Origin of the sequence: Citrobacter sp. T1.2D-1 (genome assembly GCF_950098555.1) — a bacterium.
GTDB classification, from domain to species: domain Bacteria; phylum Pseudomonadota; class Gammaproteobacteria; order Enterobacterales; family Enterobacteriaceae; genus Citrobacter_A; species Citrobacter_A telavivensis.
Genome location: NZ_CATNHH010000078.1, coordinates 38,629 through 62,286, shown reverse-complemented (window position 1 = coordinate 62,286; position 23,658 = coordinate 38,629). Strand labels below are relative to the sequence as shown.

Below are 23,658 nucleotides of genomic sequence, written 5' to 3'. Positions count from 1 at the left end.
CCTGTCCGGTCACAGGCGAATCAAGGCTTAAGCAGAGTGAGCACTGAGGAATACAGGCGTGAGCCTGTGATACAGCGAGTCAGGAAGACCTGTATGCTGGAGTGCCCATAGTCGAAAGACTAACGGGCATTAAAGAAATGAAAGTCAAAGCTATTACGGTGGGCAAACATCATAATATGCGTTGTCCGCCTTATATGGGGCATTGTACGGCTATTATTTTCCATTTTGCTTACCTTTACTGGATGAGTGGAAGGTGAGGGTATTTTATCCAGGAAATGGCATCATTCTGTGAAGGGGATCAATAATAAACGATCATTTTCAAAATAATTAGTCGCTGTTTATGCATATCGTGCGATAAGATATCACATTGTTATTTATATGTTATATAAATGTATTTTATTATTTTTTTAGGATTTTACTTGTGATGGGAAATATATCTATTGTGACACAAAAAATAATAAAGATATTATTTTTGTTTTATTTAAAATAAATGAATAACCATTCAGGGCATAAAACGATAGCCAATGCCGGTTTCGGTAATGAAATGGCGGGGTCGGGCGGGATCATGCTCCAGTTTCTGTCGCAAGTGGCCCATATAAATACGCAAATAGTGACTGTGCTCGACGGCGTTCGGTCCCCAGACCTGGTTCAACAACTGGCGCTGGGTAAGCACTTTTCCGGCGTTGTTAAGCAATACGGCCAGCAGGCGAAACTCAATCGGCGTCAGGTGGATTTCCGTTTCACCGCGATGAATCAGATGTGCAGCGAGGTCTACCTCCACATCGGAAAAGCGCACCACCGGTTCGGGGGAGGGGGTGGCGGAATGACGGCGCAGGGCAACGCGCAGGCGCGCCTGTAACTCGCCAATGCCAAAAGGCTTGCTCAGATAGTCATCGGCACCCGCGTCCAGCGCGGCAATTTTGTCACTCTCTTCGCTACGGGCAGAGAGCACAATCACCGGGACGGCGCTCCACTGTCGCAGGTCGCGAATAAAATCAATACCATCACCATCCGGCAGGCCGAGATCGAGAATAATGAGATCGGGCTTGCGCGTTGCCGCCTCCAGCAAGCCGCGTTGAAGGGTCTCGGCTTCGTACACGCGCAGACCATCGGCTTCCAGCGCGGTACGCAGAAAGCGGCGAATGGCTTGCTCATCTTCAACAATCAGAACGTTTGTCACATATCCTCATGAAAATCTTCAAGTTCTGGCGGGGCTTCTTGCACCAGTGTAACACGGAAACAGGCACCGCCCTGAGGGCGATTATAGACGGCAATTGTCCCGCCATGCACTTCCACAATCGCCCGACAAATGGCCAGCCCCAGCCCAACGCCCGGCACCGCTGACTCTTTGTTCCCCCGCGCGAATTTATCGAAAACGCGCTGCTCCTGACCTTGCGGAATGCCCGGCCCATTATCCCAGACGTCAAGTTGCAGATGTTTGTCTGCCACGTGTGCGTCGATACCGATCTCCGCCTGCGGTCCGGCATATTTGATGGCATTTTCCAGCAGGTTAATCAGCACCCGCTCGAACAGCGGGCCATCGACATGAATGAGGGTCAGCGGCGCGGGCAGGGAAAGATTCACCGGATGAACCAGGCCGGGTTCCAGCATTTTCAGCGCGCTGCCGACCACTTCTTCCAGCGTCAGCCACTCTTTCTTGAGGTTGAAACCGCCCGACTGAATGCGTGCCATATCCAACAGATTGTTGACCAGGCGGGTGGTATTCAGCACATGCTGGCGAATTTCGCTGGCCTGTCTGGCATGGGGCGAGCCTTCGCTGGCGAGGTCGAGCGTGAGGATTTCCGCCTGACCAAACAGCACGGTTAGCGGGGTACGCAGGTCGTGAGAAAGCGCGGCGAGCAGGGCGTTTCGCAGGCTTTCACGTTCGCTGGCCATCCGCGCCAGTTCTTCGCTGGCCGTTAAGGTCAGGCGCTCCAGCGCATTCGCTACCAGCAGGGTGAACGTTTCCAGCAGTCGCTGCTGTTCGGGGATCATCAACTGGCGCAAATTGCCCGGTTCAACAACCACCAGTCCGTGTGTTTTGTCGGCACTGCGTAAAGGCAGGATCTGGTACGGCACGCCGGGCAGGGTATCGGTGCCGGCGCCCGCCGGTAACCCTTTATCAAAGCTCCAGCGGGCAATGGCATCATCCCAGGGCGTCATTCCCTGCTGGTGGGTGAGGGCGCTCAGTTTACCCTCTTCATCCGGCAACAAAATCTGGCTGCGGGCATGAAACGTGGAGGCAATAAATTGTTCGCTGGTGGTGGCGATATCGTGTGCACGGCGTCCCATCGCCAGCGCTTTCGACATCTCATAAAGATGACGCGTTCTCTGTTCCCGATAGCGCGCGACGCGGGCCTGGTAACGCACCCCCGCCGTCAGGTTACCGACGATCAGGCCCACCGTCAGCATGACGCCAAAGGTGAGGAGATACTGCACGTCTGAGACGGCGAGCGTGCCGCGTGGCGCAATGAAAAACAGGTCAAAACTGACCACGCTAATAAAGGTGGCAAACACCGACGGCCAGCGGCCATAGAAGAGCGCGATGACCACCACGCCAAGTAGATAGAGCATCACCAGGTTAGCGGCATCAAAGGCGGCCAGCCACTGGCTGGCAATAAAGGTGGTAAGGGCGCAGAGTGCGACAGCGACCAGACCGCCCTGAATTTGCACCCGCCATTTGTCCTTAAAGGCGCGGGTATCAGGCACAGACGTCAGCGCCCTGACCGGCGGATCGTCCAGGGCAACAACCATCAGATCCAGTTCCGGCGCGCGTTTCGCCAGCCGGTCGGCAAACGAATCCCGGTGCCACCAGCGCCGCGTGGTCGGGCGTCCCAGCACAATTTTTCCCAGATTGTGCTCGCGGGCGTAGCGAACCACCGCTTTGTCTTCACTGGGGTCGGACAGCGTGGCGGTTTCCGCGCCTAACTCTTGCGCCAGTCGCAGGGCATGCAGAATATTACGCCGCTGCTTTTCGGGCAGACGATGCAGCGCCGGCGTTTCGACGTAGACGGCGTGCCAGACGCTGCCCAGTCGAGATGCCAGTCGCGCGGCGGTGCGCACCAGTTTTTCACTGCCGGTGTTGTGACCAATGCAGAGCAGAATGGCGTCACGGGTATGCCAGACCTTTTCTTCACCTGGACGGCCCCGCCATGCGCGCATCTGATCGTCCACCCGATCGGCGGTACGGCGCAGCGCCAGCTCGCGTAGCGCGATTAAATTGCCCTTGCGGAAGAAGTGTTCGATAGCGCGCTCGGCCTGTCCGGCGATATAGACTTTGCCCTCTTTCAGGCGCTGACGCAGATCGTCAGGAGGCAGGTCGACCAGCACCACCTCGTCGGCAGCGTCAAAAAACGGATCCGGTACGGTTTCGCGTACCTGAATTCCCGTCACGCCACTGACCACGTCGTTCAGGCTTTCAAGATGCTGCACGTTGACGGTGGTAAAGACATCAATACCGGCATCGAGCAGTTCTTCAATGTCCTGCCAGCGCTTGGGATGACGTGAGCCTGGCGCATTACTGTGCGCCAGTTCATCCATTAAGATCAGCGCCGGACGACGGGCGAGCGCCGCATCGAGATCGAACTCGCTGATATGTCGTCCGTGGCGTGCCTGCCGCCTCAATGGCAGGATGCTGAGACCGTCCAGCAGGGCAGCGGTCTCTTTGCGTCCGTGCGTTTCCACCACGCCAATCAGGATGTCCAGTCCCTGTGCGCGCAGGCGTTGGGCTTCGGCGAGCATGGCCCAGGTTTTTCCGACGCCCGCACAGGCACCGAAGAAAATTTTCAGTTTTCCGCGATGCGGGGCAACCGCCTGCTCCAGCAGGCGATCGGGATCGGGGCGTAAAACGTCATCATCAACCATCAGAGCCCGTCCAGCGCTAAATTGAGTTCCACAATATTGACCACCGACGGACCGATAAAGCTCACCGGCGGTTTCTGCGTGTATTTTGCAACCAGTCGCGTCACCTGTTCAATGGTGAGATGGCGAGCCTGCGCCACGCGAGGGATTTGCCACGCCACCGCGGCGGGCGTCAGGTTGTTGTCCAGCCCGCTCGCGGAGGCGGTGACCAGTTCCACCGGTACGCTACGACTAGCCTGCGGGTTGGCGGCGCGCAGGGCAGCGATCCGGCTTTGCAGTTGTTTATCCAGTTCCGGGTTACTGACGGCGAGATTACTGCCGCCGGAAGCCATCGGATTATAGGGCATTTCAGCGGTGGCCGAAGGCCGTCCCTGGAAATAGCCTTCAGAGGTAAAGTTCTGCCCGATTAGCGCAGAACCGCGCACCCCGTGGTCATCCAGAATCAGTGAACCGTTGGCCTGATGCGGGAACCACCATTGCCCAAGCGCAGTGGTCAGCAGCGGATACACGCCGCCCGTTAGCAGCATCAGGAACATCATTGTTGAGAACAGCGGACGTAAACCACTCATCAGACACCTCACACCAGACCCAGCAGGGTCAACAGTAAATCAATCACTTTGATGCCAATAAACGGCACAACCAGACCACCCAGACCGTAGATCCACAGGTTACGACGCAGCATGGCTGACGCGGAAAGCGGTTTGTAGCTCACGCCTTTCAGCGCCAGCGGGATCAGAAAGACAATGATCAAGGCGTTAAAAATTACCGCGCTCAGGATGGCCGAATCAGGCGAATGCAGACGCATAATGTTCAGCGCATTCAACTGCGGATAGGTCGCGGCGAACGCGGCCGGAATGATCGCGAAGTACTTCGCCACGTCGTTGGCGATACTGAAGGTGGTCAGCGAACCGCGCGTCATTAGCATCTGTTTGCCGATGTGCACCACTTCGATAAGCTTGGTGGGATTGGAGTCGAGATCCACCATGTTGCCTGCTTCTTTTGCCGCCTGCGTACCGGAGTTCATCGCCACCGCGACATCGGCCTGGGCCAGCGCCGGGGCGTCGTTGGTGCCATCACCGGTCATTGCCACCAGGCGACCTTCAGCCTGGTACTGGCGGATGAGCGCCAGTTTAGCCTCCGGGGTCGCTTCGGCAAGGAAGTCATCTACGCCCGCTTCGGCGGCGATGGCTGCGGCGGTCAGACGGTTATCGCCGGTAATCATCACCGTTTTGATACCCATTTTACGCAACTGGGCAAAACGCTCTTTTATCCCGCCCTTGACGATATCTTTCAGCGCGATCACGCCTAATACGCGGGAACCTTCCGCCACCACGAGCGGTGTGGCACCCAGACGGGCGACGCTATCCACCTTCTGCTCAACATCCGCCGGGAACTGGCCGCCGTTGGCCTCAACGTGGCGACGGATAGCATCGACAGAGCCTTTACGAATCATCCGGTTGTCGATGTTAATGCCGCTCATGCGACTCTGGGCGGTAAAGGGAACAAAGGTGGCATGCAGCGACTGCACGTCACGCTCGCGCAGGTTAAACCGCTGCTTGGCGAGGATTACGATGCTGCGGCCTTCCGGCGTCTCATCGGCTAATGAAGAGAGCTGTGCGGCGTCGGCCAGCGTTTTTTCATCCACGCCCTGTGCAGGCAGGAAGTCCGAGGCCTGACGGTTGCCCAGCGTGATAGTGCCGGTTTTGTCCAGCAGCAGTACGTCCACGTCGCCTGCGGCCTCCACTGCGCGTCCGCTGGTGGCGATGACGTTCGCGCCGAGCATACGGCTCATCCCGGCAACGCCAATGGCGGAGAGCAACCCGCCGATAGTCGTCGGGATCAGACAAACCAGCAGGGCGACCAGTACCGTGACGCTGACCGCGTGACCGCCCCAGACTGAAAACGGCCACAGCGTGGCGGTTGCCAATAAAAAGACAATCGTCAGGGCGACCAGCAAAATAGTCAGGGCAATCTCGTTGGGCGTTTTACGGCGCTGCGCGCCTTCGACCATGGCGATCATCCGGTCAAGGAAGGTTTCGCCAGGGTTCACGCTGCATTCGATCACCAGCCAGTCGGAGAGAATGCGCGTCCCGCCGGTTACCGAGGCAAAATCGCCGCCGGACTCACGAATTACCGGCGCGGACTCGCCGGTAATGGCGCTTTCATCCACGGAGGCACCGCCTTCAATGACTTCGCCGTCGCAGGGAATAATATCGCCTGCTTCCACCAGCACGATATCGCCTTTGCGCAGCTCATCGGCCGGGACGTGGTCCATCTTCGCGCCGTACTTCGGCTCACGCAGTTTGCGCGCGAAGGCGGTTTTTTTAACCCCTTTGAGGCTGTTGGCCTGCGCTTTACTGCGCCCCTCGGCGAGCGCTTCGGCAAAGTTGGCAAACAGTACGGTGACCCACAGCCACAGACTGATTGCCCCGGTAAACAGCGCGCTGCCCGCCATCTGTCCCGTCGCCATCGCGAGCGCGATAGCGGTAGTCAGCAGGCTGCCAATCCAGACGATGAACATCACCGGGTTGCGCCACTGGGTATGTGGACTTAATTTTTTCACTGCGTCCATCAGCGCCTGAGCGACCAGAGAGGGTTCGAACAGCGCCAGTTGTTTGCGACTCATAACATTCTGCTCCGCATTGCTCAGCGTAAGGAAAGATGTTCAGCGACTGGGCCAAGCGCCAGTGCGGGAATAAAGGTCAGGGCGCCGACTAACAGCACAGTGCCTATCAGTAAACCGATAAACAGCGCGCCGTGGGTCGCCAGCGTACCAGGACTGGCCGGTTGGCTTTTTTTCGCCACCAGCGAGCCGGCAATCGCCATCACCGGGATGATGACCCCGAAGCGGCCGACAAACATGCAGAATGCCAGCAGGCAGTTCCAGAACGGGGTGTTGGCGCTCAGACCGGCAAAGGCGCTGCCGTTGTTGTTGGCCGCTGAAGAGACGGCGTACAGCACTTCACTAAAGCCGTGTGGACCGGGGTTGAGCATGGCGCTACGTCCCGCATTGGTCATCATGGCGAGCGCGGTACCGAGTAAAACCAGCGCAGGGGTGACCAGAATCGCCAGCGCGGTCATTTTCATCTCGCGAACATCAATTTTTTTGCCCAGGTATTCCGGTGTGCGACCAATCATCAGCCCGGCGATAAACACCGCCAGCAGCACGAACAGCAGCATGCCGTAAAGACCTGAACCAACGCCGCCGAATACCACTTCACCAATTTGCATTAGCCACATCGGCACCATGCCGCCCAGCGCGGTCAACGAGTCGTGCATGGCGATCACCGCGCCGCAAGAGGCCGCCGTCGTGACCACGGCAAACAGACTGCTCACCAGCACGCCAAAGCGGCTCTCTTTACCTTCCATATTGAGACTGGAATCTGCGCCAAACTGCAGCAGATGCGGGTTGCCCTGAACTTCTGCCCACATCACTACCGCAACGCAGACGATAAAGATGAGCGACATGGCCCACAGCAGCATCCGTCCCTGACGACGATCGCCTGCCGCGTCGCCAAACGCGAAGCAGAGTGCGGCTGGAATTAAAAAGATCGCCAGCATTTGCACCATGTTGGTCAGCGCAGTGGGGTTTTCGAATGGATGCGCAGAGTTAGCGTTAAAGAAACCGCCGCCGTTGGTCCCCAGCATTTTGATGGCTTCCTGCGAGGCCACTGGCCCCATCGGCAGCAGTTGTTGCACGCCTTCAAGGGTGGTGAAGGGTTGATAGGGCAGCAGGTTTTGCAGGCTGCCTTGCTGAATAAAGAACAGCGCAATCACCAGCGCGATGGGGCATAAGATCCACAGCGTAATGCGTACCAGATCGACCCACGCATTGCCCAGCGTGCTCATGCTCTGGCGCGTAAAGGCGCGGATCAGGGCAAATACCACGGCGATCCCGGTTGCGGCAGATAAAAAGTTTTGTACCGTCAGTCCGGCCATCTGGCTGAAGTAGCTTAAGGTGGTTTCCCCGCTGTAGGACTGCCAGTTGGTGTTAGCCACAAAGCTGACCGCGGTGTTGAGCGCCAGATGCCACGACAGGCCAGGCAGCTGCTGTGGATTCAGCGGCAGAAGGTTCTGCCACAACAACAACAGAAACAGGATGGTCAGCCCCAGCATATTCAGCGCGAGGATCGCCAGCAGGTACTGCTTCCAGTTCATTTCGCGTGACGAAATGCCCAGCCCGCGCCAGATCAGGCGCTCAATACCTGCCGTACCGGGTAGCGAGTTATTGCCGATCAGCCGCGCCAGGCCCGTGCCTAACGATCTTGCGAGTACGAATAAAATCACCAGGAAACTGAAGATGAGTAAAAATCCTTGCGCAGCCATCAGAACGCCTCCGCATTGATTAATGCATACACCAGGTAACCTAATAATAAGAAAATCAGCACGATGCCGATTATCACGCCTGCACTCACAGTGCACCTCCAGTGGCATAAATGAGATAAACAAAGCGTAAATATCTGGCTGCAAAGATTTCGCAAAAATCGGCGTCGGGGGTGTAAAAAAAGTATAAAAATGGCAAAGACCATCATTTAACTAATGATTAGTATTAATTTAACCTTTATGTAACTTAATTACGCGATAAAGATAAACAAAGCGTAAATAGCTAAAAATAAGTGGTCGGATGAGTAGTAAAATTACACGCAAAGCGGTACTATTTTCAGCAGATAACCAATTTGACTTTACCGGTGATGATTACCGGCCAGATAAAGGGGAGAGAATCATGGGGTTGTACAAAGAATATCCAGCACATGTTGTATTGTTACGCCGTACTTTCGCCGTCGTGGCTGGGGTGCTGGCGCTGCCGGTCATGTTGTTCTGGAAAGACCGCGCCCGTTTTTATAGCTATTTACACCGTGTGTGGTCAAAAACCAGCGATAAACCGGTGTGGATGGATCAGGCTGAAAAAGCCACCGGCGATTTCTACTAAGCCTATCGCGTTCAGAAAAACCGCCAACAGCAATGTGGCGGTTTTTTTATGTCTCTGTGTCTACACTTATTTCAGGAATGGAAAAGGAGACATCATGAGCGAGAAAATCCCTGTTGGCATTAGCGCCTGTTTGTTAGGGGAGGCGGTTCGCTTTGATGGTGGACATAAGCGCCTGACCTTTGCAGTCGAAGAACTTTCACCGTGGGTGCACTTTGAACCCGTTTGTCCGGAAATGGCGATCGGCCTGGCGGTGCCGCGTCCTGCACTGCGTTTAGTCAAAATGGAAGAGGCAATTGCATTGCGTTTCAGCGATCGGCGGGAGGGCGATTTAACCCAGATGATGACCGCGTTCAGTGAAGAACGTGTCAGTCGTTTCGAACACCTTTGTGGTTATATCGTCTGTGCGAAATCCCCCAGTTGCGGCATGGAACGCGTACGCGTGTATGACGCGGAAGGAAAAAACAACCGTAAGGCCGGGCGCGGTATCTATACCGCAGTGCTGATGGCGCGCTTTCCGTGTCTCCCGGTTGAAGAAGACGGGCGACTGCACGATCCACAGTTACGAGAAAATTTTGTCGCGCGGATTTATGCACTGCATGAATTGCATGGTCTTCGCCAACAAGGACTGACGCGCGGCGCGCTGATTAACTATCACAGCCGCTATAAACTGTTACTGCTGGCTCATTCACAGCCGGAATACCGCGAACTGGGGCGCTTTGTCGCTGCTATCCACGAATGGGAAAACCTGGATGCGTTTTTCATTGAATATCGTCTGCGCCTGATGAAACTGCTGTCCCATCCTGCCACCCGGCGTAACCATACCAATGTCCTGATGCACGTTCAGGGCTATTTTCGCAAACAGCTCAATGCCCGTCAGCGGCAGGAGTTGGCTTCCCTCATTGACGGCTACCGACGCGCTACGCAACCACTGCTTGCGCCAGTCACGCTGCTCAAACACTATATGGCGGAATATCCGGATGCGTATCTCTCCGGGCAACGCTATTTTGATCCCTGGCCGGAAGCCCTGCGGCTGCGCTACGGGAGCTGATTTTTTCTTTCGGGAGTGTTATGTCCACCCATCTGGTCTGGTTTCGCCGCGATCTCCGTCTGCATGACCATCTTGCCCTTGCCGCCGCCTGTCGCCACCGCTCCGCGCGCGTCGTGGCGCTGTTCATCTCCACGCCTGGACAGTGGGCGAACCATGAAATGTCACCGCGGCAGGCCGCCTTTATCCAGGCCCAGTTGACCGCCTTACAAAAGGCGCTGGCGGAAAAGGGCATTCCGTTACTGTTTGAGGAGGTCGATGATTTTGCGGCCAGCATCGACGTGGTGAAATCGGTGTGTGAACAGCAGGACGTCAGCCATCTGTTCTACCACTACCAGTACGAAGTGAATGAGCGTGAGCGCGATGCGGCAGTGGAACGCGCGTTACCTGATGTGGTTTGCGAAGGGTTTGATGACAGCGTGATCCTGCCGCCAGGTTCGGTGATGACGGAAAATCATGAGATGTATAAAGTCTTCACGCCGTTTAAAAACGCCTGGCTAAAACGGCTGAAGGAGGGGATGCCGGTGTGTGTTCCCGCGCCCGAACGGCGTGAAGGGCATGAGGTTTCGACATCGCTGCCTCCGATTAACCTTAACTATCCGCAGCAGGATTTTGACCAGACCCTTTTCCCGGTAGACGAGAAAGCTGCGATTGCCCGGCTGCGTCAGTTTTGCCAGCAGGGCGCGGGCGAGTACGAAGCACGACGTGACTTCCCGGCGATTGAGGGCACCAGTCGTTTGTCCGCCAGTCTGGCAACGGGGGGCTTGTCGCCACGCCAGTGCCTGCATCGCCTGCTGGCGGAACAGCCGCAGGCGCTGGACGGCGGCACGGGCAGCGTCTGGCTGAACGAACTCATCTGGCGCGAGTTTTATCGTCATCTGATGACGTACCATCCCAAACTGTGCAAACACCGCCCCTTTATCCTCTGGACCGATCGCGTGCGCTGGCGGGACAGCGCGGCCCATTTTCAGGCCTGGCAAGAAGGAAAAACGGGTTATCCGATTGTCGATGCGGCGATGCGGCAACTGAACGCCACCGGCTGGATGCATAACCGCCTGCGGATGATTACGGCCAGCTTCCTGGTGAAAGATCTGCTGATCGACTGGCGTAAAGGCGAGCGTTATTTCATGACGCAACTGATTGATGGCGATCTCGCCGCAAATAACGGCGGCTGGCAGTGGGCGGCCTCCACCGGAACCGACGCCGCGCCGTACTTCCGCATTTTTAACCCGACGACGCAGAGTGAAAAGTTCGACTGCGACGGTGAGTTTATCCGCCAGTGGATCCCAGAACTGAGCGATGTACCGGGCAAGGCGATACACGAACCGTGGAAATGGGCGACAAAAGCGGGCATCACGCTCGACTATCCGCAGCCTATTGTCGATCACAAACAGGCGCGCGTGGAGACGCTTGCCGCGTATGAGGCCGCGCGAAAAAGCTGACGGTGACTATGCGGTCTGGCGCCATAAATATTCAGAAGGACGCGTGTAAACCCGTCCTCTTTTTTATGGTTTAATGCGGGGCGATGGTTTCTTAATATGGCTAATAATTGTCTATCGACGAACAGGCACAGGGACGCTATGTTAACGGAGTGCATAAATAAACAAGGGATCGATGATGAAAAACACCGAACTGGAGCAACTGATCAACGAGAAACTGAACAGCGCCGCCATCAGCGACTACGCGCCAAACGGTTTACAGGTTGAAGGCAAAGAGACGGTGCAGAAAATTGTCACCGGCGTGACCGCCAGTCAGGCGTTACTGGATGAAGCGGTGCGTTTGCAGGCCGATGCGGTCATCGTTCATCATGGTTATTTCTGGAAAGGCGAGTCCCCGGTGATTCGCGGAATGAAGCGCAATCGCCTGAAAACACTGCTGGCGAATGACATTAACCTCTACGGCTGGCATCTCCCGCTGGATGCGCATCCGGAACTGGGCAACAACGCACAGCTGGCGTCCCTGCTGGGCATCACCGTGCTGGGGGAAATCGAGCCGCTGGTTCCCTGGGGCGAACTGGCGATTCCGGTGCCGGGGCTGGAACTGGCGTCGTGGATTGAAGCGCGTCTTGGACGCAAGCCGCTGTGGTGCGGTGATACCGGGCCGGATACCGTTAAACGTGTTGCCTGGTGCACCGGCGGTGGACAAAGCTTCATCGACAGCGCCGCGCAGGCTGGCGTCGACGCCTTTATCACCGGCGAAGTTTCTGAACAAACCATCCACTCTGCCCGTGAACAGGGGCTGCATTTCTACGCCGCCGGACACCATGCTACCGAACGCGGCGGGATCCGTGCGCTCAGCGAATGGCTGACGGAGAACACCGATTTGGATGTGACATTTATTGATATTCCCAACCCTGCATAACCCGCCTCATAAGGGCTATTTTACTTGCCATTCTGGCCCTGGGCAGTGCTCAAAATCCTCACGTACTCCCTGTACGCTCCGGTTTTTGCGTGCTGTCCGAGTCCAGACTGGCTGCGACAATAACGCCTGATGAAGCGGGTGGTAAGAACAAGAGGAACGCAAGTGCAACGAGCGCGTTGTTATCTGTTAGGTGAAACGGCGGTGGTGCTGGAGCTTGAGCCGCCGGTGACGCTGGCGAGCCAGAAACGTATCTGGCGACTGGCCCAGCGTTTGGTTGAGACACCAAACGTTGTTGAGGCTATTCCTGGAATGAACAATATCACCGTGATCCTGCGCGACCCGCAAACGCTGGCGCTGGATGCGATTGAACGCCTGCAACGCTGGTGGGAGGAGAGTGAGGCGCTGGAGCCTGACTCGCGCTATATCGAAATTCCGGTGACCTACGGCGGTGCTGGCGGTCCCGATCTGGCAGACGTTGCCCGCCACAGCGGTCTGAGCGAAAAGCAGGTGGTGGAACTGCACGCGTCGGTCGAGTACGTGGTCTGGTTTTTAGGTTTTCAGCCCGGATTCCCGTATCTCGGCAGCTTACCGGAACAACTGCACACGCCAAGACGCGCTGAGCCGCGGCTGATCGTTCCGGCGGGGTCGGTGGGTATCGGCGGGCCGCAAACGGGGATTTATCCGCTGCCAACCCCCGGCGGCTGGCAACTGATCGGACACACCGCGCTGCCGCTGTTCGACCCGAAAAAAGAGCAACCGGTTCTCCTGCGCCCCGGCGATAGCGTGCGCTTTATCCCGCAGAAGGAGGGGGTATGCTGAATATTATTCGCGCGGGACTGTACACCTCGGTTCAGGACGGCGGTCGGCACGGTTTTCGTCAGTCAGGCGTCAGCCACTGCGGCGCGCTGGATAAACCCGCGATGCAAATCGCCAACCTGTTGGTGGGCAATGAGGCCAGTGCGCCAGTACTGGAAATTACCCTTGGGCAGTTAGTGGTGGAGTTTGAAACCGACGGCTGGTTTGCCCTGACCGGTGCGGGATGTGAAGCGCGACTGGACAATCACCCCGTCTGGACAGGCTGGCGTCTGCCGGTAAAAGCGGGCCAGCGTCTGGCGCTGAAGCGTCCGCAGCACGGTATGCGCAGCTATCTTGCGCTGGCGGGCGGCATCGACGTGCCGGAAGTGATGGGGTCTTGCAGTACCGATCTCAAAGTGGGCATTGGCGGGCTGGAAGGTCGTCTGCTCAAAGATGGCGACCGGCTGGCCATCGGCAAACCCCGACGCACGTTCAGGGAGGCGCTGGGGGTAAAACAGCTGCTGTGGGGGAACCGCATTCGGGCGCTGCCGGGGCCGGAGTATCACGAATTTGACGCGGTTTCGCAGGAGTCGTTCTGGCGATCGCCGTGGCATCTCAGTCCGCAGAGTAACCGGATGGGCTACCGCTTACAGGGGCAGCCGTTGACGCGAACGACGGATCGGGAACTGGTGTCGCACGGTCTGCTGCCTGGTGTGGTTCAGGTACCGCACAACGGCCAGCCGATTGTGTTAATGAATGATGCCCAGACGACCGGCGGCTATCCGCGCATCGCCTGTATTATCGAGGCTGACATGTACCATCTGGCGCAGATCCCGCTCGGTCAACCCATTCACTTTGTTCAGTGTTCGCTGGAGGAGGCGCTGAAAGCGCGTCAGGACCAACAGCGCTATCTGGAACAACTCACATGGCGACTCAACGATGAACATTGATTTAAATGCGGACCTCGGTGAAGGCTGCGCCAGCGATGGTGCGCTGTTGACGCTGGTCTCATCGGCTAACATTGCCTGCGGATTTCATGCCGGCGATGCGCAAACCATGCTGGCAAGCGTGCGTGAAGCGCTGAAAAATGGCGTTGCCATTGGCGCGCATCCGAGCTTTCCGGATCGGGAAAACTTTGGCCGCACGGCGATGACGCTGCCTGCACAAACGGTCTACGCACAAACGCTGTATCAAATCGGCGCGCTGGCGGCAATGACCCGGGCGGAGGGCGGCGTCATGCGTCATGTGAAACCTCACGGCATGCTCTACAACCAGGCGGCGAAAGATCCGCAACTGGCGGATGCCATTGCGAAGGCGGTGCACGCCTGCGATCCGGCGCTGATTCTGGTCGGCCTGGCGGGAAGCGAACTGATCCGCGCGGGTGAGCGCTACGGTCTCGCCACGCGTCAGGAGGTGTTCGCCGATCGTGGTTATCTGGCGGATGGCAGCCTGGTGCCGCGCAGCCAACCGGGCGCGCTAATTGAAGACGAAGAACAGTCGCTGGCACAAACGCTGGAGATGGTTGAGCGCGGACGCGTAAAAAGCCTCACCGGTGAATGGGCAAGCGTCATCGCGCAGACGGTTTGTATTCATGGCGATGGCGAACACGCGCTGGCCTTCGCCCGTCGTTTACGCTCGGCATTTGAATCACGCGGTATCAAGATTGTCGCATAAGAATTGACGCAGCCCCCACTGAGGGGCTGTGCATATAAAAACACCACAACAAAACACAACATACAGGAATGGATTATGGGAGATGCAATAACTCTCTGGCCACTGATGGGCATCGCCGTCATTGTGGTTGGATTTCTTTTACGTTTTAACCCGGTGCTGGTGGTCATTGTCGCCGGAATCGTCACTGGACTGGCGGCGCAAATGCCGTTCGCCACGATCCTCGAAAAGCTGGGCGAAGGTTTTCTCAACACCCGCAACCTGCCGTTTATCCTGCTGATCCCGCTGGCGGTTATTGGCCTGCTCGAGCGTCACGGTCTGAAAGAACGCGCTCAGGCGTGGATTGCCAAAATTCAAAGCGCCACGTCAGGTCGCCTGCTGATTGTCTATCTGTTCATTCGTGAGGCTACCGCTGCGCTGGGGCTGACCAGTCTGGGCGGACATCCGCAAATGGTGCGCCCGCTGTTAGCGCCAATGGCGGAAGGGGCAGCGGAGAAAACGTACGGGACATTGCCCGGCGCGGTGCGCTACCGCCTGCGGGCGATGTCGGCGGCGACGGATAACGTGGGACTCTTCTTTGGTGAGGATATCTTCGTGGCGTTCGGCGCGATTATCTTCATGCACAACTTTATGCTGGAGTCCGGCGGCATTCAGACCGAGCCGCTGCACATTGCCCTGTGGGGGATCCCGACGGCCCTGTGCGCCTTTGTGATCCACGGTACGCGACTGTGGCGACTGGATAACTATCTGCAACGCGAGATGGCGAAAGCCGGTTCTGTCGACACCCGCAAAGGAGAGGCGCAATGAATTTTCAGCAAAGCTACCTCTACTGGCTGGCGGGGATCGTTCTGCTCATTGTCGCCATCATGTCCTGGCAGGACAAAGCCAATCCGCGTCGGTTGACGACGGGGCTATTCTGGGGCGTCTACGGGCTGTTGTTCTTACTGGGCGACTGGACATATCAACTGGTGGGCGACAAACGTACGGTCAACATTGCCGTGGGCGTCGCGGTGGTGTTAATGGCGCTGATCGCCGGCTTTGGCGGCGTGAAATTGGGGAGTTATCATCAGCGTACCCGCGAGCAGCGTGAAGAGAGCGCCACGCGTCTGGGGAACCGCCTGTTTTATCCGGCGCTGGCCATTCCGGTTGTCACCGTGATTGGTGTGCTGATGTTCAACCATATTCCGGGATTGCAGGATGCCCTGTTTGGACCGGGCAATCACGCCACGCTGGTGACGCTGTTCTCGATGACCGCAGGCTCGCTGATTGGTCTGGGTATGGCGATTAAAATGACCCATGAGAAGGTGCATCAGCCAGTCCAGGAGGCGCGCCGCCTGCTGGATTCCATCGGTTGGGCATTTATTCTGCCGCAGATCCTCGCGACGTTAGGGCTGCTGTTTACGGCGGCAGGCGTCGGCAGCGGAATTTCATATCTTACGCAAGAGTATCTGGCCGTCGACAGCCGCTTCATTGCGGTGGCGGTGTATACCGTTGGGATGGCCCTGCTGACGATGGTGATGGGCAATGCGTTTGCCGCCTTCCCGATTGTCACGGCGGGGATTGGCATTCCGATTCTGGTGCTCCAGCACGGCGGGAATCCGGCGGTGATGGCGGCCATCGGGATGTTCTCCGGCTATTGCGGCACGCTGATGACGCCGATGGCGGCGAACTTTAACATTGTGCCCGCCGCGCTGCTGGAACTGCCGGATAAAAACGCGGTCATTAAAGCGCAGGTGCCGACCGGTGTGCTGTTACTGCTCGTTAACGTGTTCCTGATGTATTTCCTGATGTTCCTGTAAGGAGGACGGATGAAAACAGTCTTAATTACCGGGTTTGAGCCCTTCGGCGGCGAGCAGGTTAACCCTTCCTGGGAAGTGGTCTCTCGCCTCGACAATGCTATCATCGCGGAGTGTCGCGTGGTGGCACGCCAACTGCCGTGTGTGTTTGGCGACGCGCTCAGTGTGCTGAACTCGGCCATTGATACGCTCTCTCCGTCGCTGGTGTTGGCGATCGGTCAGGCGGGCGGACGTACGGATATCACCGTTGAGCGCGTGGCTGTCAACGTCGACGACGCCCGTATCCCGGACAATAAAGGCCAACAGCCGGTGGATGAGCCGATTGTTGTCGGCGGGCCTGCGGCCTGGTTTAGCACGCTGCCGATCAAAGCGATGGTGGCGGCGATGCGTGAAGCCGGCGTGCCAGCGTCGGTATCACAGACGGCGGGGACGTTTGTCTGCAACCATGTGATGTACGGATTGCTGCACAAACTGAGCGGCAGTGCGGAGGTGAAGGGGGGATTCATCCATATCCCTTATCTGCCGCAGCAGGCGGCGGCGCATCCGGGGGCACCCAGTATGGCGGCGGAAACGGTGCGTCTGGCGCTGGAGGTGGCGATCGCCACCGCATTACAGGTCGACGATGACATCGCCGTGACGGGTGGTGCCACGCACTAATCTTCTCAGATAAGGACAGAACCATGCCTGAAGGCCCGGAAATCCGCCGCGCGGCGGATAACCTGGAGGCGGCGATCAAAGGCAAACCCTTGACGGATGTCTGGTTTGCCTTTGCGCAGTTAAAACCGTATCAATCCCCGCTGGTGGGGCAGACCGTCACGGCGATGGAGACGCGCGGCAAAGCGCTGCTGACCCATTTTTCCGATGGCCTGACGCTCTACAGCCATAACCAGCTGTATGGCGTCTGGCGCGTGGTGGACAGTGGCGACACGCCGCAAACCACCCGCGTTCTGCGCGTTAAACTGCAAACGGCGGACAAAACCATTCTGCTCTACAGCGCGTCTGATATTGAAATGTTGACGCCGGCGCAACTGACCACCCATCCCTTTCTGCAGCGGGTCGGACCGGACGTGCTGGACCCGCGCCTGACGCCTGATGAGGTGAAAACCCGGTTACTCTCACCGCGTTTTCGCAACCGCCAGTTTTCTGGTTTGCTGCTGGATCAAGCCTTTCTTGCCGGGCTGGGGAACTATCTGCGGGTGGAGATCCTCTGGCAGGTGGGATTAACCGGTCAGCATAAAGCCCGCGATCTCAGCGAGGTGCAACTGGAAGCGTTATCGCATGCGCTGTTGGATATTCCGCGCCTGTCGTATACCACGCGCGGTCAGGCGGATGACAACAAACATCATGGCGCGCTGTTTCGTTTTAAGGTGTTCCACCGCGACGGTGAACCCTGCGAGCGCTGCGGCGGGATCATCGCAAAAACCACGCTCTCTTCCCGCCCGTTTTATTGGTGTCCACATTGCCAGCATTAATGCGCCTGTCGTGGCGCCTTTGCTGAAATAAAGCGGGCGATGGCCGGGCCGGTAAGGAGAATACTGAACAGGCGCAGGGTTTGCATCGCCATAATCAGCGTCATATCGGCGTGACTGCCGGCGGCAATCACCGCAACCGTATCCAGCCCGCCTGGGCTGGTGGCGAGATAGGCGGTTAAAAAGTCAATCTGCATATAGTGGGCGAGCCCCCAGGCCATCGCCGCACAAATCGCCAGTAAGGCGAAGATAGAGACCAGGATCTGCGGCAACGGTCGCAGTGCCATAATAAATACCTGCTTGTCGAACCCGAGACCAATCTGCCAGCCTATAATCATATAGGCTATTGCCAGCAGCCATTCCGGCAGTTCAATTACCATCACGCCGCTCGCGTGCAGCACTGCGCCGACCAGCATCGGCACCAGCATCGTACCGGAGGGAATGCGCAGCACCCGTCCAATAACGCTGGCTACCGCCGCTAGCAGCAGCGTAGTGAACAAATTGCCGCTCAGCGGCGGGAACCACTCAATCTGTTGGCTGACGGCTTCCGCGCTTTCGCCCATGATAAACCGCGTCACCAGCACCGCCGCTCCGGCGACAAACAGCACCCGCAGATACTGCATAAAGGCGACCAGACGGATGTCCGCGCCGTAATCCTGGGCCATTGCAACCATCGCCGCCGCGCCGCCAGGCGATGAGCCCCACGCGCCGGTGTTACCCGGTAGCGAACTGTAGCGCACCAGCAGCCAGCCGACGACCGTGCTGGAGAGCAGCGTCACCAGCAGCACCGCCAGAACCACTACCCAGTTTGCCGCCAGCGTCGTTAATAATGAGCCTGACAAATTCTGCGCAATCATACAGCCAAGAATGGCCTGCGCGCCGAGGAACGTACAGCGAGGGAGTCGCAGGGAGATACCGCGAAGACTAAACAGAATACCGGTGATCATCGGGCCGAGCAGTAACGCCGCCGGAAGATGAATGCTGAGAAAGAGCAGGGACAGAAGGAGTGACAGCAAAAACAACAAGCCCCACTGCAGAACTGGCATCCTGTGCTCCCGGAAGAAAATGAACAAACTATCCGTAAATCATAGAGAAGGGCAAAGAAGATTAATATAACGAGGGTCAAGAAAAGGTAGGGAAGTTGCCGGATGGCGCTAACGCTTATCCGGCCTACGAATTGACAACCGTAGGCCGGATAAGACGCGGTAGCGTCACCATCCGGCAGTCTGACGATTAATGCTTAAGGTCAGATTTAAAGTCACGCTTGTCGTAGCCGGTATACAGCTGACGCGGACGAGCGATTTTCATGCCATCGGTATGCATTTCGCTCCAGTGCGCAATCCAGCCAACGGTACGCGCCATCGCGAAGATAACCGTGAACATGGAAGACGGGATCCCCATCGCTTTCAGGATGATACCGGAGTAGAAGTCGACGTTCGGGTAGAGTTTCTTCTCGATGAAGTACGGGTCGTTCAGCGCGATGTGTTCCAGCTCCATCGCCACTTCCAGCAGGTCATCTTTGGTACCCAGCTCTTTCAGTACTTCGTGGCAGGTCTCACGCATCACGGTCGCACGCGGATCGTAGTTTTTGTAAACACGGTGACCGAAGCCCATCAGGCGGAAAGAGTCATTCTTGTCTTTCGCACGACGAACAAATTCCGGAATGTGTTTAACCGAGCTGATTTCTTCCAGCATTTTCAGCGCCGCTTCGTTCGCGCCGCCGTGTGCTGGTCCCCACAGGGAAGCAATACCCGCCGCGATACAGGCAAACGGGTTCGCGCCAGACGAGCCGGCAGTACGTACGGTCGAGGTGGACGCGTTCTGTTCATGGTCGGCGTGCAGGATCAGGATACGGTCCATTGCGCGTTCCAGTACCGGGTTCACTTCATAAGTTTCGCACGGCGTGGAGAACATCATGTTCAGGAAGTTACCGGCGTAGGAGAGGTCATTACGCGGATAAACAAACGGCTGGCCGATAGAATATTTGTAACACATCGCCGCCATCGTCGGCATTTTGGACAGCAGACGGAATGCTGCGATTTCGCGGTGGCGCGGATTGTTAACATCCAGAGAGTCGTGATAGAACGCGGCGAGCGCACCGGTGATCCCGCACATCACCGCCATCGGATGTGAATCGCGGCGGAAAGCGTGGAACAGACGGGGGATTTGCTCATGGATCATCGTATGGCGGGTCACGGTGGTTCTGAACGCGTCGTATTCTGCCTGCGTCGGTTTTTCACCGTTCAGCAGGATGTAACATACTTCCAGATAGTTAGACTCGGTGGCTAACTGATCGATCGGGAAGCCGCGATGTAACAAAATTCCTTCATCGCCGTCGATGAACGTAATTTTTGATTCGCAGGATGCAGTAGAGGTGAAACCAGGGTCAAAAGTGAACATCCCCTTTGAACCCAGGCTACGAATATCAATAACATCTTGACCTAGCGTGCCCTTCAGCACATCCAGTTCAATAGCAGTATCACCATTTAGCGTGAGTTTTGCTTTTGTGTCAGCCATTTACGGTCTCCTTAGCGCCTTATTGCTTAAGACTACTCAGGTGAGATTTGCCATCGATACATCAATCAACCGTTACCAGTTTGTTATTCGGCTCGCCGCTCTGGATAGAGGAGAAAACCAGGGTACAGAGCAATGGGCGCTTGCAGGTAAATCAGTTAACTCATGGTGAATTAGCAACAAATCAACAACTTAGCAATCCGAATTATTCAACCTGTCTATCACTATTAACTGTACTGAAGGGATCGGTCAATATCTTCCTACTGTTGCATAACTTATTTGCAGGTTAAAGAGTGACCCCATAACTTTTACGCATTATATGCTTTTTCTGGTGTTGTTTGTAACAACTTTGTTTAATGATTGTCAAATCAGATGATTAAAAATTAAATAAATGTTGTTATCGTGACCTGTGTCACTGTTCGGGATAAAACCCGACAAACTATATGTAGGTTAATTGTAATGATTTTGTGAACGTCCTATACTGCCGCCAGGTCTCCGGAAACCCCTGCAATCCCGAGCCACCCAGCGTTGTAACGTGTCGTTTTAGCATCTGGAAGCAGTGTTTTACATGACGCGCAGTTATAGAAAGGACGCTGTCTGACCCGCACGCAGACCGGAGGAAGGAAATCCCGTCGTCTTTCAGGCTACAGGAGATTCACTCTCTGTACCCGAAGTCCAAAGGGAATAATAAGAACAGCATGTGGGCGTTATTCATGATAAGAAATGTGAAAAAACAAAGACCTGTCAATCTGGATCTACAAACGATCCGGTTCCCAATCACGGCGATAGCGTCCATTCTCCATCGCGTTTCCGGAGTGATCACCTTTGTGGCGGTCGGGATCCTGTTGTGGTTACTGGGCACCAGCCTCTCTTCCCCTGAAGGATTCCAACAGGCATCCGCCATCATGGGTAGCTTTTTTGTTAAATTTATTATGTGGGGCATCCTCACCGCGCTGGCGTATCACGTCGTGGTCGGCGTGCGTCACATGATGATGGATTTTGGTTATCTGGAAGAAACATTCGAAGCGGGTAAACGCTCTGCCAAAATCTCTTTTGTTATCACTGTCGTGCTTTCACTTCTCGCAGGAGTCCTCGTATGGTAAGCAACGCCTCCGCACTAGGACGCAATGGCGTACATGACTTCATCCTGGTCCGTGCTACCGCTATCGTTCTGACGCTATACATCATCTATATGGTGGGTTTCTTCGCTACAAGCGGCTCACTTACCTGGGAAGTCTGGACCGGTTTCTTCTCATCGGCTTTCACCAAAGTCTTCACCCTGCTGGCACTTTTCTCCATCTTGATTCATGCCTGGATCGGCATGTGGCAGGTGTTGACCGACTACGTTAAACCACTGGCAATTCGTTTGCCGCTGCAGCTGGCTATCGTCGTTGCACTGGTGGTTTACGTGATTTATGGATTCGTTGTGGTGTGGGGTGTGTAATGAAACTGCCAGTCAGAGAATTTGATGCTGTAGTCATTGGTGCAGGCGGCGCAGGTATGCGCGCAGCGCTGCAAATTTCCCAAAGCGGCCAGACCTGTGCGCTGCTGTCCAAAGTGTTCCCGACCCGTTCCCATACCGTTTCCGCGCAGGGTGGCATCACCGTTGCGCTCGGTAATACCCATGAAGATAACTGGGAATGGCACATGTACGACACCGTTAAAGGGTCGGACTACATCGGTGACCAGGACGCGATCGAATATATGTGTAAAACCGGCCCGGAAGCGATTCTGGAACTGGAACACATGGGGCTGCCGTTCTCCCGTCTTGACGATGGCAAAATTTACCAGCGTCCGTTTGGCGGCCAGTCGAAAAACTTCGGCGGCGAGCAGGCGGCACGTACCGCGGCGGCGGCTGACCGTACCGGTCACGCGCTGCTGCATACGCTGTATCAGCAGAACCTGAAAAACCACACCACGATTTTCTCCGAGTGGTATGCGCTGGATCTGGTGAAAAACGCCGATGGCGCGGTGGTCGGTTGTACCGCACTGTGCATCGAAACCGGTGAAGTGGTCTACTTCAAAGCCCGCGCTACGGTGCTGGCGACCGGCGGCGCAGGCCGTATCTATCAGTCCACCACTAACGCCCACATTAACACCGGTGACGGCGTGGGTATGGCTATCCGCGCGGGCGTGCCGGTGCAGGATATGGAAATGTGGCAGTTCCACCCCACCGGTATTGCCGGCGCGGGCGTTCTGGTGACAGAAGGCTGTCGCGGCGAGGGCGGTTATCTGCTGAACAAACACGGCGAGCGCTTTATGGAGCGTTATGCCCCGAATGCGAAAGACCTTGCGGGTCGTGACGTGGTGGCGCGTTCCATCATGATCGAAATCCGTGAAGGTCGCGGCTGCGACGGCCCGTGGGGCCCGCATGCTAAACTGAAACTCGACCATCTGGGTAAAGACGTTCTTGAATCCCGTCTGCCGGGTATCCTGGAACTGTCCCGTACCTTTGCGCACGTTGACCCGGTGAAAGAGCCGATTCCGGTTATCCCAACCTGTCACTATATGATGGGCGGTATTCCGACCAAAGTGACCGGTCAGGCGCTGACGGTGAACGAGCAGGGTGAAGACGTGGTGATCCCAGGGCTGTTTGCCGTGGGTGAAATCGCCTGCGTATCGGTACACGGTGCTAACCGTCTGGGCGGTAACTCGCTGCTGGATCTGGTGGTGTTTGGTCGTGCGGCAGGTCTGCATCTGCAGGAATCTATCGCCGAGCAGGGCGAACTGCGCGACGCCACAGAAGACGAAATCGATGCTTCCCTGGCGCGTCTGAACCGCTGGAACAACAACCGTGATGGTGAAGATCCGGTGGCGATTCGCAAAGCGCTGCAAGAATGTATGCAGCATAACTTCTCGGTCTTCCGTGAAGGCGATGCGATGGCGAAAGGGCTGGAAGAGTTGAAAGCTATCCGCGAGCGTTTGAAAAATGCCCGTCTGGACGACACCTCCAGCGAATTTAACACCCAGCGCGTTGAGTGTCTGGAGCTGGATAACCTGATGGAAACGGCTTACGCGACCGCCGTGTCCGCCAACTTCCGTACCGAAAGCCGTGGCGCGCATAGCCGCTTCGACTTCCCGGAGCGTGATGATGCAAACTGGCTGTGCCATTCCCTGTATCTGCCAGAGACGGAATCCATGACCCGACGTGAAGTCAACATGGAACCGAAACTGCGCCCGGCATTCCCGCCGAAGATTCGTACTTACTAATGCGGA

At 56.6% G+C, this 23,658-nt stretch carries 23 protein-coding genes; 14 read left to right on the top strand and 9 right to left on the bottom strand.

The window, feature by feature from the left end; genetic code table 11:
• Positions 1-119 precede the first annotated feature (119 nt).
• The 7 genes from speFL to kdpF form a co-directional block, all read right to left on the bottom strand.
• Positions 120-224, bottom strand: a complete 105-nt coding sequence (speFL, locus tag QQZ17_RS25430; RefSeq protein ID WP_114149115.1) for a leader peptide SpeFL — start codon at positions 222-224, stop codon at positions 120-122.
• Positions 225-502: 278 nt separating this feature from the next.
• On the bottom strand, positions 503-1,180 hold the full coding sequence (gene kdpE / locus QQZ17_RS25425) for a two-component system response regulator KdpE (RefSeq protein WP_152405466.1): 678 nt from the start codon (positions 1,178-1,180) through the stop codon (positions 503-505).
• A complete protein-coding gene (gene kdpD / locus QQZ17_RS25420; RefSeq protein WP_152405465.1) occupies positions 1,177-3,864 on the bottom strand; it encodes a two-component system sensor histidine kinase KdpD in 2,688 nt (895 codons plus the stop codon). The genes kdpE and kdpD overlap by 4 nt, the downstream gene beginning before the upstream one ends.
• Positions 3,864-4,430 (bottom strand): potassium-transporting ATPase subunit KdpC, encoded by a 567-nt coding sequence (gene kdpC / locus QQZ17_RS25415; RefSeq protein WP_152405464.1) that lies wholly within the window; start codon positions 4,428-4,430, stop codon positions 3,864-3,866. The genes kdpD and kdpC overlap by 1 nt, the downstream gene beginning before the upstream one ends.
• An 8-nt stretch (positions 4,431-4,438) precedes the next feature.
• On the bottom strand, positions 4,439-6,487 hold the full coding sequence (gene kdpB, locus QQZ17_RS25410) for a potassium-transporting ATPase subunit KdpB (RefSeq protein ID WP_152405463.1): 2,049 nt from the start codon (positions 6,485-6,487) through the stop codon (positions 4,439-4,441).
• 20 nt (positions 6,488-6,507) lie between these two features.
• Positions 6,508-8,187: a potassium-transporting ATPase subunit KdpA gene (gene kdpA, locus QQZ17_RS25405; protein ID WP_152405462.1), complete on the bottom strand. Its 1,680-nt coding sequence runs from the start codon at positions 8,185-8,187 to the stop codon at positions 6,508-6,510.
• Entirely contained in the window at positions 8,187-8,276 is a 90-nt protein-coding gene (gene kdpF, locus QQZ17_RS25400; RefSeq protein WP_042285393.1) for a K(+)-transporting ATPase subunit F, read from the bottom strand. Before kdpF ends, kdpA begins: the two co-directional genes overlap by 1 nt.
• 308 nt (positions 8,277-8,584) lie before the next feature.
• Here kdpF and QQZ17_RS25395 point away from each other — a divergent pair, with 308 nt between their 5' ends.
• From QQZ17_RS25395 to nei, 11 genes are all read left to right on the top strand, one after another.
• Positions 8,585-8,791 (top strand): YbfA family protein, encoded by a 207-nt coding sequence (locus QQZ17_RS25395; protein WP_152405461.1) that lies wholly within the window; start codon positions 8,585-8,587, stop codon positions 8,789-8,791.
• Between the two features lie 94 nt (positions 8,792-8,885).
• Entirely contained in the window at positions 8,886-9,839 is a 954-nt protein-coding gene (locus QQZ17_RS25390; protein ID WP_152405460.1) for a YbgA family protein, read from the top strand.
• Between the two features lie 20 nt (positions 9,840-9,859).
• Positions 9,860-11,278: a deoxyribodipyrimidine photo-lyase gene (gene phrB, locus QQZ17_RS25385; RefSeq protein WP_152405459.1), complete on the top strand. Its 1,419-nt coding sequence runs from the start codon at positions 9,860-9,862 to the stop codon at positions 11,276-11,278.
• Between the two features lie 175 nt (positions 11,279-11,453).
• Complete coding sequence (gene ybgI / locus QQZ17_RS25380) at positions 11,454-12,197, top strand: radiation resistance protein YbgI (protein ID WP_152406374.1); 744 nt, start codon at positions 11,454-11,456, stop codon at positions 12,195-12,197.
• 162 nt (positions 12,198-12,359) lie between these two features.
• Positions 12,360-13,016, top strand: a complete 657-nt coding sequence (pxpB, locus tag QQZ17_RS25375; protein WP_152405458.1) for a 5-oxoprolinase subunit PxpB — start codon at positions 12,360-12,362, stop codon at positions 13,014-13,016.
• Complete coding sequence (gene pxpC / locus QQZ17_RS25370; protein WP_152405457.1) at positions 13,010-13,942, top strand: 5-oxoprolinase subunit PxpC; 933 nt, start codon at positions 13,010-13,012, stop codon at positions 13,940-13,942. The genes pxpB and pxpC overlap by 7 nt, the downstream gene beginning before the upstream one ends.
• Positions 13,932-14,666, top strand: a complete 735-nt coding sequence (gene pxpA, locus QQZ17_RS25365) for a 5-oxoprolinase subunit PxpA (protein ID WP_152405456.1) — start codon at positions 13,932-13,934, stop codon at positions 14,664-14,666. Before pxpC ends, pxpA begins: the two co-directional genes overlap by 11 nt.
• Positions 14,667-14,741: 75 nt before the next feature.
• Positions 14,742-15,470, top strand: a complete 729-nt coding sequence (locus tag QQZ17_RS25360; RefSeq protein WP_046477539.1) for a DUF969 domain-containing protein — start codon at positions 14,742-14,744, stop codon at positions 15,468-15,470.
• A complete protein-coding gene (locus QQZ17_RS25355) occupies positions 15,467-16,462 on the top strand; it encodes a DUF979 domain-containing protein (protein ID WP_152405455.1) in 996 nt (331 codons plus the stop codon). Before QQZ17_RS25360 ends, QQZ17_RS25355 begins: the two co-directional genes overlap by 4 nt.
• A 9-nt stretch (positions 16,463-16,471) precedes the next feature.
• The gene (gene pcp, locus QQZ17_RS25350) at positions 16,472-17,116 is read left to right on the top strand and encodes a pyroglutamyl-peptidase I (RefSeq protein ID WP_152405454.1); all 645 of its coding nucleotides are present in this window, start codon (positions 16,472-16,474) and stop codon (positions 17,114-17,116) included.
• 23 nt (positions 17,117-17,139) lie between these two features.
• Positions 17,140-17,931: an endonuclease VIII gene (gene nei / locus QQZ17_RS25345; protein ID WP_152405453.1), complete on the top strand. Its 792-nt coding sequence runs from the start codon at positions 17,140-17,142 to the stop codon at positions 17,929-17,931.
• Here the strand turns inward: nei and QQZ17_RS25340 are convergent.
• A complete protein-coding gene (locus QQZ17_RS25340) occupies positions 17,928-18,974 on the bottom strand; it encodes an AbrB family transcriptional regulator (protein WP_152405452.1) in 1,047 nt (348 codons plus the stop codon). The genes nei and QQZ17_RS25340 overlap by 4 nt on opposite strands.
• Before the next feature lie 187 nt (positions 18,975-19,161).
• On the bottom strand, positions 19,162-20,445 hold the full coding sequence (locus QQZ17_RS25335) for a citrate synthase (RefSeq protein ID WP_284554213.1): 1,284 nt from the start codon (positions 20,443-20,445) through the stop codon (positions 19,162-19,164).
• A gap of 695 nt (positions 20,446-21,140) precedes the next feature.
• Between QQZ17_RS25335 and sdhC the strand changes: the two genes are divergently transcribed.
• Genes sdhC through sdhA form a run of 3 tightly spaced genes read left to right on the top strand, consistent with a single transcriptional unit; the run spans position 21,141 to position 23,652 of the window.
• Positions 21,141-21,545 carry a succinate dehydrogenase cytochrome b556 subunit gene (sdhC, locus tag QQZ17_RS25330; protein ID WP_043001371.1) on the top strand — a complete coding sequence of 135 codons (405 nt, stop codon included), beginning with the start codon at positions 21,141-21,143 and terminating at the stop codon, positions 21,543-21,545.
• Positions 21,539-21,886 (top strand): succinate dehydrogenase membrane anchor subunit, encoded by a 348-nt coding sequence (gene sdhD, locus QQZ17_RS25325; protein WP_046477550.1) that lies wholly within the window; start codon positions 21,539-21,541, stop codon positions 21,884-21,886. The genes sdhC and sdhD overlap by 7 nt, the downstream gene beginning before the upstream one ends.
• Positions 21,886-23,652 (top strand): succinate dehydrogenase flavoprotein subunit, encoded by a 1,767-nt coding sequence (sdhA, locus tag QQZ17_RS25320; protein WP_152405450.1) that lies wholly within the window; start codon positions 21,886-21,888, stop codon positions 23,650-23,652. Before sdhD ends, sdhA begins: the two co-directional genes overlap by 1 nt.
• Positions 23,653-23,658: the final 6 nt, after the last annotated feature.